The 14,018-nt window shown below is 73.4% G+C and carries 14 protein-coding genes and 1 pseudogene; 8 read left to right on the top strand and 7 right to left on the bottom strand.

Features of this window, described 5'->3' with window-relative positions:
* Nucleotides 1–58: 58 nt before the first annotated feature.
* Nucleotides 59–1,165 carry an AraC family transcriptional regulator ligand-binding domain-containing protein gene (locus tag ACFVHO_RS26615; RefSeq protein ID WP_385719492.1) on the bottom strand — a complete coding sequence of 369 codons (1,107 nt, stop codon included), beginning with the start codon at nt 1,163–1,165 and terminating at the stop codon, nt 59–61.
* Between the two features lie 161 nt (nt 1,166–1,326).
* On the bottom strand, nt 1,327–1,908 hold the full coding sequence (locus tag ACFVHO_RS26610) for a helix-turn-helix domain-containing protein (protein WP_385719489.1): 582 nt from the start codon (nt 1,906–1,908) through the stop codon (nt 1,327–1,329).
* A 164-nt stretch (nt 1,909–2,072) separates the two neighbouring features.
* Here ACFVHO_RS26610 and ACFVHO_RS26605 point away from each other — a divergent pair.
* Nucleotides 2,073–2,795, top strand: a pseudogene (locus tag ACFVHO_RS26605) (AzlC family ABC transporter permease); the annotation flags it as partial.
* A 173-nt stretch (nt 2,796–2,968) separates the two neighbouring features.
* Nucleotides 2,969–3,283, top strand: coding sequence for an AzlD domain-containing protein (locus ACFVHO_RS26600; RefSeq protein ID WP_385719486.1), 315 nt, complete (start codon nt 2,969–2,971; stop codon nt 3,281–3,283).
* 45 nt (nt 3,284–3,328) lie between these two features.
* Here ACFVHO_RS26600 and ACFVHO_RS26595 read toward each other — a convergent pair whose 3' ends face one another.
* The 4 genes from ACFVHO_RS26595 to ACFVHO_RS26580 all read right to left on the bottom strand — a co-directional run bounded on the left by ACFVHO_RS26595 (nt 3,329) and on the right by ACFVHO_RS26580 (nt 7,019).
* A complete protein-coding gene (locus tag ACFVHO_RS26595; protein WP_385719483.1) occupies nt 3,329–5,269 on the bottom strand; it encodes an AMP-dependent synthetase/ligase in 1,941 nt (646 codons plus the stop codon).
* A gap of 108 nt (nt 5,270–5,377) precedes the next feature.
* Nucleotides 5,378–6,229, bottom strand: a complete 852-nt coding sequence (locus tag ACFVHO_RS26590) for a helix-turn-helix domain-containing protein (protein WP_385719480.1) — start codon at nt 6,227–6,229, stop codon at nt 5,378–5,380.
* Between the two features lie 24 nt (nt 6,230–6,253).
* Nucleotides 6,254–6,787, bottom strand: a complete 534-nt coding sequence (locus ACFVHO_RS26585; protein WP_385719478.1) for a DUF6879 family protein — start codon at nt 6,785–6,787, stop codon at nt 6,254–6,256.
* Nucleotides 6,762–7,019 carry a hypothetical protein gene (locus ACFVHO_RS26580; RefSeq protein WP_385719476.1) on the bottom strand — a complete coding sequence of 86 codons (258 nt, stop codon included), beginning with the start codon at nt 7,017–7,019 and terminating at the stop codon, nt 6,762–6,764. Before ACFVHO_RS26580 ends, ACFVHO_RS26585 begins: the two co-directional genes overlap by 26 nt.
* A gap of 227 nt (nt 7,020–7,246) precedes the next feature.
* Here ACFVHO_RS26580 and ACFVHO_RS26575 point away from each other — a divergent pair, with 227 nt between their 5' ends.
* Both ACFVHO_RS26575 and ACFVHO_RS26570 read left to right on the top strand, forming a co-directional pair.
* Entirely contained in the window at nt 7,247–7,768 is a 522-nt protein-coding gene (locus ACFVHO_RS26575; RefSeq protein ID WP_385719473.1) for a hypothetical protein, read from the top strand.
* The gene (locus ACFVHO_RS26570) at nt 7,765–7,977 is read left to right on the top strand and encodes a hypothetical protein (protein ID WP_385719470.1); all 213 of its coding nucleotides are present in this window, start codon (nt 7,765–7,767) and stop codon (nt 7,975–7,977) included. Before ACFVHO_RS26575 ends, ACFVHO_RS26570 begins: the two co-directional genes overlap by 4 nt.
* A gap of 20 nt (nt 7,978–7,997) precedes the next feature.
* Here the strand turns inward: ACFVHO_RS26570 and ACFVHO_RS26565 are convergent, their stop codons facing one another.
* Complete coding sequence (locus ACFVHO_RS26565) at nt 7,998–8,921, bottom strand: MurR/RpiR family transcriptional regulator (protein ID WP_385719467.1); 924 nt, start codon at nt 8,919–8,921, stop codon at nt 7,998–8,000.
* Nucleotides 8,922–9,060: 139 nt separating this feature from the next.
* Here ACFVHO_RS26565 and ACFVHO_RS26560 point away from each other — a divergent pair, with 139 nt between their 5' ends.
* Genes ACFVHO_RS26560 through ACFVHO_RS26545 form a run of 4 tightly spaced genes read left to right on the top strand, consistent with a single transcriptional unit; the run spans nt 9,061 to nt 13,848 of the window.
* Entirely contained in the window at nt 9,061–10,308 is a 1,248-nt protein-coding gene (locus tag ACFVHO_RS26560) for a C45 family autoproteolytic acyltransferase/hydolase (protein ID WP_385719464.1), read from the top strand.
* Nucleotides 10,305–11,990 (top strand): ABC transporter substrate-binding protein, encoded by a 1,686-nt coding sequence (locus tag ACFVHO_RS26555; protein WP_385719461.1) that lies wholly within the window; start codon nt 10,305–10,307, stop codon nt 11,988–11,990. The genes ACFVHO_RS26560 and ACFVHO_RS26555 overlap by 4 nt, the downstream gene beginning before the upstream one ends.
* Nucleotides 11,991–11,995: 5 nt before the next feature.
* Nucleotides 11,996–12,955, top strand: coding sequence for an ABC transporter permease (locus ACFVHO_RS26550; protein ID WP_385719458.1), 960 nt, complete (start codon nt 11,996–11,998; stop codon nt 12,953–12,955).
* Nucleotides 12,952–13,848: an ABC transporter permease gene (locus ACFVHO_RS26545; RefSeq protein ID WP_385719455.1), complete on the top strand. Its 897-nt coding sequence runs from the start codon at nt 12,952–12,954 to the stop codon at nt 13,846–13,848. Before ACFVHO_RS26550 ends, ACFVHO_RS26545 begins: the two co-directional genes overlap by 4 nt.
* The last annotated feature ends 170 nt before the right edge of the window (nt 13,849–14,018 follow it).

Genomic DNA, 14,018 nt, shown 5'->3' with positions numbered 1-14,018 from the left:
TCGGGTACAGGCGTCGACCGTAGTGACTCCCGAGTAAGTTCCGGGCTGACGGGAACGCTCAGCTTCGTTGACCTGGTGTATCAGCCCCGGCCGCACGCGGCGGTGAACCGGCCCCGGCGGCGTCCGGCGCGTCGGCCCCGTCCGCCCCCGTACGCTCCCGTCCGCCCGGCGCCTGTGCCCGGTACGCCCCCGGCGTCGTCCCCGTCCACCTGCGGAACGCCCGGTGGAACGCCGTGTCCTCGGAGAACCCGAGCCGCGCCGCGATCCGCGCGATCGGCTCGCGCCCCTCCGCGAGCCCCGCGATCGCCGCGTCCCGCCGCACCGCGTCCTTCAGCCGCTGGTACGACGTCGACTCCTGTGTGAGCCGGCGGCGCAGCGTCGCCGGGCTGACCGCGAGCCGCGCCGCGATCTCGCCGAGCGAAGGAAGGCGCGGCGAGTCCCGCAGCGCCACGGCGAGCGCCCGCCGCACCTGCTCGGCGACCGTCGTCCCGTACTCCCGCCGCGAAAGCAGGTCGAACGGCGCCCGGCGCAACATCGCCGCCAGCGCGTCCTCGTCCCGCACCAGCGGCGCCGCCAGCCAGTGCGGGGCGAGCCCGGCGCCGGTGCGCTCCGCGCCGAACCGGACGGGGCAGCCGAACAGCTCCTCGTACTCGTCCTTGTGCGGGGGCGGCGGATGCCCGAAGTCGGCCCAGCGCAGCTCGATGCGGCGGCCGATCAGCCAGCTGCACAGCCGGTGCCAGATGATGACCAGGCACTCGGCGAGGAAGAAGTCCTGGTCGAGGTCGTTGCGTACGGTGAAGACGACGCCGTCGTCCGTGCGCGTCAGGGCGAGGTCCGGACCGCCGGGAAACAGGCCGTAGAACGTCACCCCGCGCTCCATCGCCGCCCCCAGGTCGTGGCAGCCGAGCGTGGCGTAACACATCATCGCGAACGTCCCCGGCCTGCTCGGCGACGAGCCGAGCCCCAGGAACTCGTCCTCCGTCGCCCGGTACAACTCCCGGAAGAGCCGCGCGAACTGAGGGGCCGTCACCCGCGCCCGGTCGTCCCCGAGCAGCAGCGGCGGTATCTGCGCGGCCTGCAGCAGCGGCACGGTGTCGACACCCGCGCGCTCGGCCCCGCGCAGCACGGCCCGCACATGGTGCACGGTGATCGTCCGCCTGGCCATGGTCATGACGTTAGCTGCCGGGGGCGTGCGCAAGAAGGGTGCGGCGGGAGTGCGGCGGGGGAGCCCCGGGGTTGGCCGGATCGGCGTGCATGACAGGGGTGGCGGCGTCCCGCTCGTCGGCGACGTCGTCTCCAGCGCGCGGGCGGTGGCGCCCCGGCGGGCTACACGTGCTGCATCACCAGGACGAACGTCGTGCCCGGCGCCAGCGCCTCGTACGCGTGCGGGACATCGCCCCGGTACGACATGTAGTCGCCGGGGCCCAGCTCCACCCTCTCGCCGTCCGGGCCCGCGGACAGTCGGCCCGTGCTGACGACCAGGTGCTCCACCGAGCCCGGGATGTGCGGCTCGGACTCGCGCACGGAGCCCGGCTCCATGGCGCCGTGGTAGATGTCGCGGCGCACGCCGGACGGGCCCGCCGAGAGCAGCGTGCCCGCGTACGAGGCCTGCTCGGCGCGCATCGTCGGACCCTCGCCCGCGCGGATCACCGTCACGGCGGGGCCCGGCGACTCGACGAGCACGCTGAACGGCACGCCGAGGGCCACCGCGAGTGCCCAGAGCGTCTCGATGCCCGGGTTGCCCGTGGCCGCCTCCAGCTGGGACAGCGTGGACTTGGCGATTCCGGCGCGTTTGGCCAGCTCGGAGAGGGAGAGGCCGGCCCGGGTGCGCTCCCGGCGCAGGGCGGCGGCGATCCAGTCGCGGGGCAGCCTCGGAGGCGTGGCGGCGGCCTTGTCGTCTTCGGTCATGCGGTGCGCTCCGCTTCCTGCGCTCTTCCCGTTCCCGGACTTTCCGGTTCCCGGACGTCTCGTTCCTGGGATCTTCCCGCGCTCACTCGCGAGCCATTTCGTTCGGTACAGGGTACCAATCGTTCGGCTTGACGAACGCGGACCCGTCTGCCCATGCTACGTGCATGCGTTCGCCACACCGAACGGACGGCCCTGCAGAACGAACGACTGGGTTCGTCCGCCTCTCCGACCTGCCCCCGGGCGTCCTGCGCGACATCGCGCTCGTCTGGGCCGCCGACCTCGTCGTCGGCGTCTCCTTCGGCGCGATCGCCGTCGCGGACGGCCTGCCGCTCTGGGTCCCGGTCACCATGTCCTTGCTCGTGTACGCGGGCTCCGCCCAGTTCAGTGCCGTCGCCGTACTGGCGGGCGGCGGTGGCGCCGCGGCCGCCGCGGCCACCGGGCTGCTGCTCAACTCCCGTACGGCGGCCTTCAGTCTGGCCGTCTCCGACAGCTTGGGCCGGTCCTGGGCGGCCCGCCTCGTGGGCGCGCACCTGATCACCGACGAGACGGCGGCGTTCGTGCTCGCCCAGCCGGACCGGAGGAGCCGGAAGGCCGCCTTCTGGATATCGGGGCTCGGCCTCTTCGCCGTGTGGAACGTGAGCGTGCTCGCGGGCGCGCTCGCCGGGTCCGCGCTCGGCGACACCGGACGGTTCGGGCTGGACGCCGCGTTCCCCGCGGTGCTGCTCGCGCTGGTGATGCCCGCGCTGCGGGACAGCGGCAACGCGCGCCGGGCCGGGGCCCTCGGCGCGGTGATCGCCGTCGCGGCCACGCCGGTCCTGCCCGCCGGGGCGCCGGTGCTGCTCGCGCTGCTCGGGCTCGTGGCGATGCGGAGGCGGCCGGGCAAGGGGGTGGCCGTCGCGGCCTCGGGGACGGACGCGGCCCAGGGGGCGGACGCGGCCCAGGGGACGGGCGCGGCCCCGGCCCAGGGGCAGGCCCCGACCTCCCCCCGAACCAAGGCCCACGAAGATCCCGCCCCCGAGCCCACCACGGAGCCCGCCCCCGCCTCCCCGGGAGCCCCCTCATGAACGCCTACCTCCTCTGCGTCCTCGTCCTCGCCGCAGGCACCTACGCCTTCCGCCTGGCCGGACCTCTCCTCCACGGGCGCGTCGAACTGCCCGTCCGCGTACAGGAGTTGCTGACCGTCGGCGCGACCGTGCTGCTCGTCGCGCTGCTCGCCACCGGGGCGCTCACCGAGGGGCAGGGGTTCGCGGGCTGGTCACGGCCGCTGGGGGTGCTGGTCGGGGGTGTACTCGCGTGGCGGCGCGCACCGTTCGCGCTGGTCGTGATGGGGGCGGCGGGGGCGACGGCGTTGCTGCGGCTCGTGGGCGTCTCCTGACCGGCAGCTCCCGCTTCCCCTGACCGGCAGTAGCTCCCGCATCCCCTAACCGCCAGCAGCTCCCGCTTCCCCGGCGTACAAGCTCTCCACCACCTCCGCGTACCGCTCCACCACCGCCCGCCGCCGCACCTTCAGGCTCGGCGTCAGGAGCCCGTCCGCGACCGAGAAGTCCTCATCCAGGACAGCGAATGTCCGGATCATCGCCGGACGCGAGACCTGTGCGTTCGCCGCGTCGACCGCCTCCTGGACGAGGGCGCGGACCCTCGGGTCGGCCGACGCCGGTTCGGTGAGGGTCAGGCCCGACCGGGAGGCCCAGCCCGCGACCTCCTCCGCGTCGAGGGTGATCAGGGCGACGGGGTGGGGCCGCCGGTCGCCCACCATGACCGCGCGGGAGACGAACCGGGATGCCTGGATGGCGAGTTCGGACAGGGACGGGGTGAGGTTCTTGCCCGCCGAGGTGATGATGAGGTCCTTCTTGCGGCCGGTGATGCGCAGATAGCCGTCCTCGTCGAGGGCGCCCAGGTCACCGGTGTGCAGCCAGCCGTCGTCGTCGAGGGCGGCGTGGGTGGCGGGCTCGTCGGCGTGGTAGCCGGGGAAGACGTTGGCGCCGCGGGCGAGCACTTCGCCGTCGTCCGCGATGCGCACCTCGCAGCCCGCGATGGGCCGCCCCACGGTGCCGTACCGCACGGCGGCCGGGTGGTTGAGGCTGATGACGCCGCCGGACTCGGTCATTCCGTACCCCTCGAAGACCCGGATGCCGCAGGCCCGCAGGAAGTCCAGGACGTGCGGGGCGATCGGCGCGCCACCGGTGAGGGCCCACCGCACGCGCCCGCCGAGCGCCTGCCGGACCGGCCCGTACAGCGTCTTGTCGGCGGCCTCGTACGCGTCCCGCAGCTCGTCGGGCAGCACCCCGTCGGCCGCGAGCACCCCGATCCGTACCGCCTCCTCGAACCGCTCGCGCCCGCCGTCCTGCGACTCCGCGAGCGAGAGCACCACCGAGTGGATCTTCTCGAACAGGCGCGGTACGGACGGCAGATGCGTGGGCCGAGCCTCGGCCAGCTCGCCGACGACGTCCTCGATCCGGCCGCCGAAGTACACCAGCGTGCCGCCCTCGATGAGGGTGGTGAACTCGATGAGCTGCGCGAGGAGATGGGCGAGGGGGAGGTAGAGGTACGTGGCGTCGCCCGGGCCGCCCTCGATCAGGGGCAGCGAGGCGTCCTGGACGGCGCCGATGTTGCCGTGGGTGAGGACGCAGCCCTTGGGCGGGCCGGTGGTGCCGGAGGTGTAGATGATGGTGGCGGGGTCGGCGGGGGTGCGGGCGTGGGCGCGGGCGAGGAGGTCGTCGGCCGGGGCGTCGGCCCGTTCCGGCAGCGCGTCGTCGGCCCGTTCCGGCAGGACGTCGTCGGCCCGTTCCGGCAGGACGTCGTCGGCCCGTTCCGGCAGTACGTCGGTGGCCTGTTCCGGCAGCGCGTCGGTGGTGCCGGGCGCAGCCGCCCACGCGTCGGTGGCACCGGGCGCAGCCGCCCCCGCGTACGCCTCCGCCCCCGTCATCACCACCACCCGCCGCACCCCCGGCAGCTTCCCCCGCAGCCTCTCCACCTTCGCCGCCTGGGCCGCGTCCTCGCAGAGCACCACCGAGGCGCCGGAGTCACCGAGGACCCAGGTCACCTCGTCGTCGCCCGCCGTCGGGTACACGGGCACGACGACGGCGCCCGCGGCCATCGTCCCGAAGTGCGCGTACGTCCACTCCACGCGGGTCTCGGCGAGGATCGCCACGCGGTCGCCCGGTTCGACGCCGAGCCCGATGAGGGCGCGGCCCACGTCCCGCACGGCGGTGCGCAGCTCCTCGTAGGTGACCTCCCGCCAGCCGCCGTCACGCTTGAACCGCAGCGCGGGCAGCCCGCCGTGGCGGTCGGCCGCCCACTCCGCGAGGACGGACAGGGTCCGGGGGCGTTCGGCCTGCGGCGACGCGGGAGGGGGAGTCATGGCTCGACGCTAGGGAGGGGGCGGGGCCCGCGGGATGACGGGAAACGTCAGCGGTGTTGGCCGGGGCGCTCATCGGCGTCAGCGCGCCCAGGCGTGCCCGGCCTGGGATCAGCGCAGCGCGTCGATGGCCTTCACGATCAACGCGCGCGCGTCGGCGCCGTACACCGCCATGCTCCGCAACTGCTCGAATGCCTTCACATACAAGGCGATCTCGGACGGCTGGGTGACGTTCACCTCGGCGGACAGCAGCTCGACCGACACCAGCGTGTCGTCGTGCACGTCGAACGTCTCCTGCGGCGACAGCACCCGCTCGCGCGTCGCCGTCGGGATGAGCCCGAACGACACCTGCGGGAGCGCACCTGCGGTCAGGAGGTATCCCAACTGTGCCGCCATCGCGTCCGCGTCGCCGAGTTGGTAGTGCAGCACCGCTTCCTCGATCACGAACACAAAGCGGTGGCCCGGCTCGTGGATGACCTGCGAGCGCTGCACGCGTGCGGCTGCCGCGTCCGCCCCGTCGTCGGGGACGTCCAGGAGCTGGGCGTTTCGGCTCAACAGGGCTGTCGCGTAACCCTCCGTCTGAAGCAGACCAGGAACGAGCACCGGGGAGTACACGCGGAGCAGCTCGGTCGACCGGTACAGCTCGGTGTAGCTGCTCTGCAACCTGGCCAGGCCCGTCCGGACGCGGCGACGCCACTCGCGGTAGAGCGACTCGGCGTGCTGGGAGGAGGCGATCAGGTCCGGGACCTGATCCACGGCGCCGGTCGCGCGGCACCAGAGGCGGATGTCCGTGGGTGAGGGCGGGGTGTGCGCGTTCTCGATCCGGCTGGTCTTGGCGTGGTGCCAGCCGCACTGGGTGGCCAGTTCGGTGACCGTCAGACCGGCGTTCCTCCGCAGGCCTCGAAGTCGCCGCGCCACGTTCTCGCGGGCGGCGTGGGCTGAGGACGACGGTGAGACGGGCATGAGCTGGCCGTGGTGCCTTCGGTGTCAGTGGATCTCGTACTGCTCGTGCGGGACGGCGCGGTCCCAGACTGCTTCGAACGCGTCGACACATTGTTTGACGATGCCGGGCTCGGAACGCAACTCCATGTCCGGGTCGGCCCAGTTGCCGTCTCCGGTGAAGTGGTTGAACAGCACGCGCGCCCCGTCGAAGATCCACAGGTCGGCGCCCGGCAGCATCAAGTCGACCGCATGCGGCCGGGGCAGCCATCTGACCTGTTCCCCGGCTGCGATGTTGACGACAGCACCGGCGTGCTCGTACCGGATGTAGTCGGTGACCGGCTCGGACACGATCCGTGCACGGCGCACGACCACGCCACGGGCGACTGCCCCGGAGATCACGTCGACCCAGGGCGCCCAGTACTCCGAGCCGGGGTCGATGTCCCGACGGCCGGTCCGTGCCCAGGAGTTGAAGTCGTCGGCCTCGTCACCGACGGCGTACTGGTCACGCATCTCGAGGTGCACCGCCGAGTGTCGCGCGGCCTTGAGGAGGTCGTCAAAACTGGGCGCGTTCTGCGGCATCGCAGGCCTCCCTCCGGACCGGGACCAGACGGGCGGGAACGCGGATCACGGTCTCGTGGTCGGGGATGCCCGACGCGTGCCCCGGGGCTGTCCGGGCGACGCACTGGTCTCGCGTCTGCTGGTCGGCGGCGTAGCCCTGGATCACGATGTCCGCGTTCTCCTGGTCCACCCAGGCTGTGGGTGACCCGTTCTTCCCGGTGTCGGGGTCGATCCCGACGAACTGTAAGTCCACGGCCGCCTCCAGCGTTCATGGTCGTGCGCTGATGTGCATCAACTTCCCGCTCGGTCCGCATGGCGTCAAGAGCGCACATCAGTACTGCAGACCGTCAGAGATTCATGCGCACATCGCTGCACATCGCTGGATGTCCTCGATACCGCGCCCCTAGCGTCGGCAGTCACGACACGCCCCGGCGACCGTGCGAACGGCTCCGGAGCATGGCCGACCGCGAAGGAGTCGACATGGGTGAGGCCGTGACATCCGGGCCCGTTCCGAAAAGCCCTGACCGGGGGCGAGGCCCGGGCCGAGGGGTCATCGCCGCCTGGCTGGCCGCAGCCGACCCCCACCCGGAATCCGTCCACCTCGCCTGGGCCCGGCAAGGCCTCGCCCTGCTCCCCCTCGGCCGCCGCTTCGACGCGATCCGCGTTCCCGCCGAGCGCGTCCACGCGGCCGTGGGCGGCGGCGAGCCGCAGGCGGTCGCGGCGTTCCTGGCCGACTGGCTCGACGGCCCCGTCATCCGCGATGTCCGCAGCGCCTACGGCCCGTACTACGTCCTCATCGCCACGGACGCCGCCTGGCGCGGAGCCGAGGAGCGGCTCAGCACGATCACGCTCCTCGGTGTGCCCCGCCTCGGCCACCCCCTCACGACGCTGACGCGATGGGTGGTCCCGCCGTCGGCGCCCGGCGACCTGTGCGACCCCGGGCACCTGGCCGCACTCCTGATGACCGCCGAACCGCTCCCCGTGCGGACGGTGGCGCCGTGAACCCCACGACGTCCGACCCCGGCCCCGACTCCGGTCCCGACTCCGGCCTCGGCTTCGACGAGTGGGCGACCCGGGCCTACGGCGACTACTTGGGTCATCTGTCGGGTTGTCCGTCCTGCCGGCGGACGGACTACTGCGCGGTCGGCGACCGCATGCGCCGGGCGTGGAAGGCGGCCCAGGGCGCCGCCGCCCGCGCCCACCGGAGGTAGGAGAGGGCGGGCGCGCGCGTTCAGCCCCTCCGCCGCCTCGGCTCCAGCAACTGGTCCCGCAGCGCGGTGAGTTGATGTGACGTGTCGACGGCCCGCGCCTCGTCCAGCGTGGTCAGTGCGAGCAGCAGCACGTCCGCGACGACGAGGGCCGTCAGGGCCTCGGTGGTTATCCCGGTGGGCGTGTGCGGTGCCGTGAGCACGGCGTCCACCCTGCTGCCGTAGGTCTCCGCCAGCTCGTCCGTCACGAGGACGACCCGCGCCCCCACGGCCCGCGCCCGGTCGATGAGCACCGCCAGCTCCGGCAGGGCCCGTCCGGGCTGGAAGATGACGACGGCGTCGCCCCGCCGCAGCGCGAGCAGGTCGTCGGCGAGCGTGAACCCGGTCGACCCCACGTGCCGGGCCCGTCGCCCGATGCGGCCGAGCGCCAGCGCCAGGTGCCGGGCGGCCAGCTCGGACGCGGCCACCCCGAAGCAGTGGATCTCGCCCGCGTCGGCGAGCGCGCCCACCGCCGTGCGCAGCGCCTCGTCCGAGGTGAGGCGGCGGGCGTGCCCGATGCGGTCCTGTGCCTCGTCGAAGACCTCGTCCCAGATGCCGCCGAGGTCCCGCCCCACGTGCGCGATGCGCTGGGCGAGCCGCACCTCGGGCGCGACGCTGGAGGTGAAGTCCGCCGTGAGGTCGCGCTTGAGCGCGGGCAGGCCCGCGTACCCCAGGCGCTGGAGGGCCCTGACGACCGTGGCGTTGCTGGTCCCGCTCGCCGACCCCAGCTCCTGCGCGGACGCGAAGAGCAGCGATTCGGCGGGCGCCCCCGCCAGATACTGCGCCACCGCGCGCTCCGACGCGGACAGCGTCTCCCACTGGTCCCGCACGGCGGCCCGCAGCCGGGCCAGGCCCCCGGCCGCGCCACCTCCGACCGCCCCCGCGCCGCCGTCCTCGCCCTCAGGCATCCCTGAAATTTCCATTACAGCTATTGACTCCCGTGTGATGCCCGTTACTCTCCTGGACAACGCATTCCAAGGAGAGAGAGTTCCGTAACCGACGTTACAGGACGGCGGTCCCGGGGACCTCTCCGTCGCGAGGAGAAGCATGGCACCGCGCACCGCCCCCGCAGGCCCGACCGACCCGGCTGCCCCCGACCCGGCCGCCCTCCTTCCGGCCGACCCGTCCAGAACGCTCCCGGTCGTCGAGATCTCCGGCGCCCCCACCGCCCGCGGCCGCCAGTACGGCGAGGCGGTCCGCCCGCAGCTGCACGCGGCGCTCGCGTACTACGAGGCCGCGTTCGGCCAGTCGGCCGGGCTGACCTGGGGCCAGGTGACGGACCGGGCCGCCCGCTGGCTCAAGCCGGTCGAGGACCACGCGCCGCACCTCGTCGAGGAGATGGCAGGCATCGCCGAGGGCGCGGGCGTCGGCCTCCTGGACGTCCTCGCCCTGAACGCCCGCGGTGAGGTGATCTACGACCGGTCGTTCAGGGACATGGCCACCCCGGGGGCGGGAGGGGTGTCCTCCGGCACGGAGGAGGAGCCCCCCGACGGCTGCACCTCCTTCGCCGCTTACGGCGAGGCCAGCGGCGACGGCCACGTCTACGCCGGGCAGAACTGGGACTGGCGCGCCGGAGTCGCCGACACCGTCGTGATGCTGCGCGTCGTCCAGCCCCCGAAGCCCACGCTGATCATGCAGGTCGAGGCGGGCCAGATCGGCCGCCAGGGCGCCAACTCCGCCGGGATCGCGCTGAACGCCAACGGCCTCGGCGGCCGCTTCGACGACGCGGTCGGCCTGCCGCAGACCGTCGTACGCCGTGACGTCCTGGACCGGCACGTCATCACCGACGCCGTCGACGTGCTCTGCCGCACCCGCGCCCACATCGCCTCGAACGCCCTGCTGACCTGCCGCGAAGGCTTCGCCCTCGACCTGGAGACGACACCCGCGGGGCACGGCTGGATGTATCCGACCGACGGACTCCTCGTGCACGGCAACCACTACCAGGCCGGAGTCCCCGCCGCCCTCGCCGCCGAGTACCGCCCGATGTCCCCGGACTCGCTGATCCGCGTCCCGCGCGCGGAGCAGGGCCTGCGCGCCCTGCGCGGCGCCACCGGACCCGACGAGTCCCTGAAGATCATCAAGCAGGCCCTCTCCGACCACCTGGGCCACCCCGAGTCGCTGTGCACCCACCCCGACCCGCGCCGCCCGCCCCTCAAGCACTGGGCCACCCTCGTCTCCTCCTGCGTGGACCTGACGACCGGCGACTACCGCGTCACCGCGGGCACCCCCTGCGACCGCGACTACCAGCACCTTCCGTGGAACCTCTACGACGGCCCGTACGGAGAAGCCAGATGACCACGAAGCGCCCGACGCGGCCGCCGTCCCCGATGCGGGCCCCGCGCCCGCGCGCCGTCGGGGCCGGGCTCGCCGCCCTCGCCCTGCTCGCCGCCGCGGGCTGCGCCGGAGCCGACACCTCCGCCCTCGGCGGCAAGCCCGCCGACGCCGCCAGGCTCAAGCTCTCCCCGACCACCCCGCCCGCCCAGGGCCGACTCGACCGCGCCGACTGGCTCCTGGAGGACGAGCCCGACTCCCTCGACCTCGACACCCAGGGCACCAGCGCGGGCCGCGTCGTCCTCACCAACGTCTGCGAGCGGCTCTACCAGCTCCAGCCGGACATGAGCGTCAAGCCGTTCCTCGCCGAGAAGGTCCGTACGCCCGACGACCGCACCCTCGTCCTGACCGTCCGCGACGGCGTCACCTTCCACGACGGCTCGAAGCTCACCGCCGCCGACGTGCTGTGGAGCCTGCAGCGGCACGCCGACCCGGACATGGAGCAGGCCGACGAGTTCGGCAATGTGAAGAGCATGGAGCGGACGGGGCCGCGCGAGATCACCGTTCGTTTCAAGGAGCCCGACGCCCTGTTCACCAAGGCGCTCGCCGGGGACGCGGGCATCGTCTGGAATCCGCGTCAAGTGCGGGCGGCCGGGAAGGAGTTCGGCACCCCGGGGCACGGTGACGCCTGCTCGGGTCCGTACCGCCTGAAGGGCTGGAAGTCCGGCGACTCCCTCACCATCGAGGCGTACGAGGGGTATTGGGGCAAGCGGCCGCTGACCCGCCGCGTCGAATTCCGCTGGGCGTCCGACAGCGCCCTCGTGAACGCCCTGAAGACGGGCGCGGCCGACGGCGCGTACGCCGAGTCGCCCAACACCGCCGCCGCCCTGCGCGCCACCAAGGGCCTCAAGCAGTACTACGGCCCCTCCACCGCCTCCCTCGTCCTCATCCCGACGGCCCGCGGCGGCCTGAAGGACCCGGCGGTCCGGCGCGCCCTGTCCCTCGCCCTGGACCGCGAGGGCATCGCCAACTCCGGTTACGGCGGGCTCGTGCAGCCGTGGGCGTCACCGGTCGGGGCGGGCGCCTGGGGGTACGAGAAGCGGCACTTCGCCGCCGCCCAGCGGAAGCTGGCGGCCGTGGCGCCGGTCACGCCCACCGCCGACGACCTCGCCGAGGCCAAACGGCTCGTGAAGGAGGCGGGCGCGCCCGACGACCCGATCGTGATCGGCACCGACAGCAGCCAGGGCCGCACGGTCGTCGCCAACGCCACCCGCGCCGCCCTCCAGCGCATCGGTCTGAAGGCGCAGATCAAGACGGTGCCGCCCGCCCAGTTCGAGGAGTTCTACAGCGACCCCGGCGCCCGCGCCGACATCGACGCCCTCGTCGGCGACTGGTACATCTCCAAGTCCGACCCCATGGGCTTCTACGACAACGGCCTGTCCGACTCCTCCAACAACTGGGTCGGCTTCAAGGACGCCACGTACGACCGACTGACGCACCGCGCCCTCGCCACGCTCGACGACGAGCGCCGGGCCCGGCTCACCACCGACATCCAGCGGCGGTTCGTGGACGCCGCCGTCTGGATCCCCGTGGCGCAGGTGCCGACCGCGCTCGTCCTCAGCGACAGGCTGACCGGACCGCCCGCGTCCCAGGCGTACCTCTACTACCCGTGGGCCGCCGAGCTCGGCCCGCGAAAGGCCGGGTGAGCCCCATGGCCCTTCGTCTCGCACTCCGCGTCGGCCGCCGTCTCACTGGTGTGCTCGCGACGCTCCTCGCCGCCTCGTTCGTCATCTTCGCCGCCGTGTACGCGGCGCCGGGCGACCCCGCGGTGTTCCTCGCGGGCGGCCGCGACAAGCTGACACCGGAACGGCTCGCGCAGGTGCGCGCCGAGTACCACCTGGACGAGCCCCTCTTCGTCCAGTACGGCCGCTGGCTGTGGGACTGCGTCCACCTGGACCTCGGCCGTTCCTTCAAGTACAGCGACCAGGTCGCCGACCTGGTGGCCGCCCGCTTCCCCACCACCCTCCAACTCGTGCTGTACGCCACGGTCCTGTTCGTCGTCCTCGGCGTGGGCGCGGGCGTCCTCGCCGCCGTGAAGCGGTCCACGTGGGTGGACTCGGCGGTGGTCGGCGCCACCACGCTGGCCGCGTCCGTGCCGTCGTTCGTCGCGGCCATCGCGCTCGTGTCGTTCTTCGGGGTGCGGCTCGGCTGGTTCCCGGTGACCGGGAGCGGGTCCGGCTTCCTGGACACGGTCCGCCATCTCACGCTGCCCGCCCTGTCGTTGGCGCTCGGCGCGCTCGCCCTCGTCAGCCGGGTCACCCGGCAGGCGATGGTGGACGCGGCGGCCTCCGACCACGTGGAGGCGGCCCGCGCCTCCGGCGTCCCCGAGCGGGACATCGTCCGCCGGCACGTCCTGCGCAACGCGCTCGGCCCCATCGTGACCATGTGCGGTCTGGTCATGGCGGGCATGCTCGCCGGGACCGTCGTCGTGGAGACCGCGTTCGGCCTCAGCGGCATCGGCTCGCTACTCGTCGGCGCCATCAACACCCATGACTTCCCCGTCGCCCAGGCCGTCCTGCTGCTCATGGTCACCGGATACATCGTGGTCACGACGCTCGTGGACGCCGTCCATCCGCTGCTCGACCCCCGCGTCCAAGGAGCGGCCCGATGACCGCGATCCTCAACGAATCCCCGGCCCCTTCCCCTCCCCCTTCCCCCGGCCCGGCCTCCGCCCCGGTCCCGGCCCTCGCGGCCGTCCGCGCCCGCCGCCCCGTCGGCGTCCTCGTCGCGGGCACCCTCCTCGCCCTGGTCGTCATCGCGGCCGCGTGCGCCCCCCTGCTCGCGCCGTACGCCCCCGACACCATCGACCTCTCCTCCTCCCTCGTCGGCACCGGCCGCGACCACCTCCTCGGCACCGACTCCTCCGGCCAGGACCTGCTCTCCCGCGCGCTGTACGGAGCCCGCAGCAGCCTCATCGCCCCGCTGGCCCTGCTCGCCGTCGCCGGAGTCCTCGGCGTCACCCTCGGCGTGCTCGCCGCGTGGCGCGGCGGCTGGGTCGACGTCCTCGTCTCCCGTCTCACGGACGTGATGTACGCCTTCCCCGGCCTGCTGTTCACCGTCCTGATCATCGCGGTCTTCGGCGCCGGCATGACGACCTCCGTCCTCGCCCTCGGCCTCGCCTTCACGCCGACCGTCGCCAAGTACACGCGCTCCCTGGCCCTTTCGGAGGCCCGCAAGCCGTACGTCGACGCCTACCGCGTCCAGGGCATGGGCGGCCCGCGCATCTGCGCCGCCCACGTCGTCCCGAACCTCGCCCGCGCCGTCCTCGGCTACCTGGTCGTCCTCTTCGGCGAGGCCCTGATGTCCCTGGCGACCCTCTCCTACCTGGGCTTCGGCGCCCAACCCCCGTCCTCGGACTGGGGCCTGATGGTCCAGGAGGGGCAGGCCGCGATCGTCCAGGGCGCGATGCTGCCCGCACTCGTGCCCGGCACGGCCATCGCCCTGGTGGTCGTGTGCTTCAACGTCGTCGGCGTCTGGGCCGCCGACCGTCTGGGGAGGCAGTGATGAGCGAGAACCGTTCCCGGGGTGCGTCCGCTTCGGTGACTGAGGAGGTGGTGGAGCCCGAGGCTGCGGTGCCCGAGGCGGTGGCGCCTGAGGCGGTGGCGCCCGAGGCAGCGGCGGTGCCCGAGCCTGCGGCGCCCGAGGCAGCGGCGGAGCCTGAGCCTGCGGCGGCG

Source organism: Streptomyces sp. NPDC127108 (genome assembly GCF_042677545.1).
Taxonomy (GTDB): domain Bacteria; phylum Actinomycetota; class Actinomycetes; order Streptomycetales; family Streptomycetaceae; genus Streptomyces.
This window is presented reverse-complemented; position numbering and strand designations above follow the sequence as displayed.